We start from the raw sequence: 2,564 nt of genomic DNA on the forward strand, positions 1-2,564 counted from the left end.
CGGCCGCGTTCAACTGGTTCCGGCACGCGGCGCGCGCCGGCCACGCGATGGCGATGAACATGCTCGGCCGCTGCTACGAGTTCGGCTGGGGCACGGCCGCGTGCGCACCGGTCGCCGTGTACTGGTACCGGCTCGCCGCGCAGGCGGGGCTCGACTGGGGCATGTACAACTACGCGACGGCGCTCGCGCTCGGCAACGGTGTCGACGAGAATCGCGCCGATGCGCTCGACTGGTTCCAGCGCGCGGCCGCGCTCGGCCATGCGAAATCGATCAACCTGATCGGCGGCTTCTACGAGGACGGCTGGGTCGTACCGGTCGACCCCGACGCCGCGTTCGACCACTATCGCCGCGCCGCCGTGGCCGGCGACTTCCGCGGCCAGTTCAACCTTGCGCGGCTGCTCGCCGAGCGCGGGCAGATCGACGAAGCACTCGCGTGGCTCGCGCGCGTGCCGGCCACCGCTACCCCCGCGTTCGTCGCGAAGATGCACGCGTATCTCGCGTCGTCACCGATCGACGCGTTTCGTGCGGCGGCGCTGCAGTTGCCACCACAGCCACACCCGCAGCCGCACTGCATGGAATCCGCATCATGATGCTTCATATCCCCGGCGTACTGACGAAAGCGCAGGTCGCGCAATGTCGCGAGCTGCTCGATGCTGCCGAATGGGTCGACGGCAATGCGACGTCCGGCACGCAGTCGGCGCTCGCGAAACGCAACCGGCAATTGCCGGAAGGCGCGCCGGCCGCACGCGCGGTGGGCGACGCGATCCAGGACGCGCTCGCACGCCATCCGCTATTCTTTTCGGCGGCGCTGCCGCTCAAGGTGTTTCCGCCGCTGTTCAATCGCTACGAAGGCGGCGAGACGTTCGGCACGCACGTCGACAACGCGATCCGGCTGCTGCGCGGCACGGATTTCCGCGTGCGCAGCGACCTGTCGGCGACGCTGTTTCTCGAAGAACCCGATGCATACGACGGTGGCGAGCTGTGTATCGAGGATACGTACGGCACGCATCGCGCGAAGCTGCCGGCGGGCGACCTCGTGCTGTATCCGGCGTCGAGCCTGCATCACGTGACGCCCGTGACGCGCGGCGAGCGCGTCGCGTCGTTCTTCTGGATCCAGAGCATGGTGCGCGACGACGCCGACCGCACGCTGCTGTTCCAGCTCGATACGCAGATTCAGGCGCTGTCCGCCGAGAAAGGCGCGAAGGATCCGATGGTCATTGCGTTGACGGGGATTTATCACAACCTGTTGAGAAAGTGGGCGGATGCGTAGCCATCGGAATGCAATCCAACCGCTGGACGTATTGCGCGGCTCAGTCTTGCGCTACGACGATCCCGTCGATCCAATCAAGGAAAGCGGTTGGGAAGCGCCGCAACGCGACACGCGAAACGAAGGCGTCCACGCAGACACGTACATCGATACGCCAGGATAAGCCGCTCACGCTCCCGCAGCGAAAACCGCAACACCTCCTCCGCCGGACTCTGGCATATTGGCGATTCGTCTGACAAAAAGCACCTCGGCCGGCCAGCCTCGGCACCGGCTCGTCGCCCGCAACCGTCATCGCGCCACCTCGTCCGCTATCGTGATATCGCTCTCCGATCCCGTTGTCCGGTCGATTGCCCTGCTGGAGTCGCACGAAGGGTTTGTCGATCTCGCAGGCTTCCATGACCGCATCGCCGTCGTTCCGAACCCCGACGACGTCGCAAACAAGAGCCCGCATTTCCTGAAAGTGCGTCGTGGCGTGGCGGAACGGCTGATCGCCGCCGCGCACGCGCTGCCCGACAATCTGCGCCTGTACGTGAAGGAAGGTTATCGTCCACTCGCCCTGCAGCGTCACTACTTCACCAAGCATCTCGCGCACCTGCGCCGGACGCTGAATCCGCTGCCGGACGAACACACATTGGTCGCACTCTCGAGCCACTACGTCGCACCGCCGGAAGTCGCCGCCCATCCGACGGGCGCAGCCGTCGACCTCACACTGATCTCGCCGGACGGCATCGAGCTCGACATGGGCTGCGTGCTCGACGCCACCAACCAGGAATCATCCGGCGCGTGCTACACGCACAACCCGTTCATCAGCCGCGCGGCCGCCCGCAACCGCCAGGTGCTAATCGCCGCGCTGACGGGCGCCGGCTTCACGAATTACCCGTCGGAATGGTGGCATTGGTCGTTCGGCGACCGCTATTGGGCCGTCATGCACGATCAATCGCACGCGATCTACGGCCCCGTCGAGGAAGACATGCTCGACGAAGCGGCGTGCTGACATTCTTTCCGACGAAACGAGTGGGTCTCGGTAACATCCTCACTTGTCGATCCCTGCCCGCTCCCGCACAATCGCAGCACCTGCTTCACTCTCCCCCGCGCCGATGTCCTATGCGTCATTCGCCACCGGCGTCCTCCTCGCCGGCGGCCTCGGTCAACGCTTCGACCCAAGTGGCCTGCAAAGCAAGCTGCTCGCGCTGCTTCCCGACGGCACGCCGGTTGCGGTCGCGGCCGCCCGCCATCTCGCGGCAGTCACGGCCGACGTGATCGCCGTCGTGCGTCCCGGCGCCGAAAAACTCGCGAT

General features: G+C 66.0%; 4 protein-coding genes. All 4 read left to right on the forward strand.

All coding sequences use genetic code 11. The features are described from left to right. Positions 1–590, forward strand: a 590-nt coding sequence (locus JYJ84_RS33850; RefSeq protein WP_205190074.1) for a tetratricopeptide repeat protein, incomplete at its 5' end; no start/stop codon positions are given. Next, positions 587–1,270 (forward strand): Fe2+-dependent dioxygenase, encoded by a 684-nt coding sequence (locus tag JYJ84_RS33855; RefSeq protein ID WP_175220194.1) that lies wholly within the window; start codon positions 587–589, stop codon positions 1,268–1,270. The genes JYJ84_RS33850 and JYJ84_RS33855, both read left to right, overlap by 4 nt. A 310-nt stretch (positions 1,271–1,580) precedes the next feature. Further along, a complete protein-coding gene (locus JYJ84_RS33860) occupies positions 1,581–2,261 on the forward strand; it encodes a M15 family metallopeptidase (RefSeq protein WP_236027630.1) in 681 nt (226 codons plus the stop codon). A gap of 103 nt (positions 2,262–2,364) precedes the next feature. Further along, positions 2,365–2,564 (forward strand): NTP transferase domain-containing protein (locus JYJ84_RS33865; protein ID WP_205190075.1); only part of this gene is annotated, 200 nt, incomplete at its 3' end.

Source organism: Burkholderia sp. LMG 13014 (assembly GCF_905232215.1).
Classification (GTDB): domain Bacteria; phylum Pseudomonadota; class Gammaproteobacteria; order Burkholderiales; family Burkholderiaceae; genus Burkholderia.

Excerpts from the sequence above, each read along its gene's own strand:
- JYJ84_RS33855 (WP_175220194.1), top strand. The coding sequence starts at position 587 with ATGATGCTTCATATCCCCGGCGTACTGACGAAAGCGCAGGTCGCGCAA.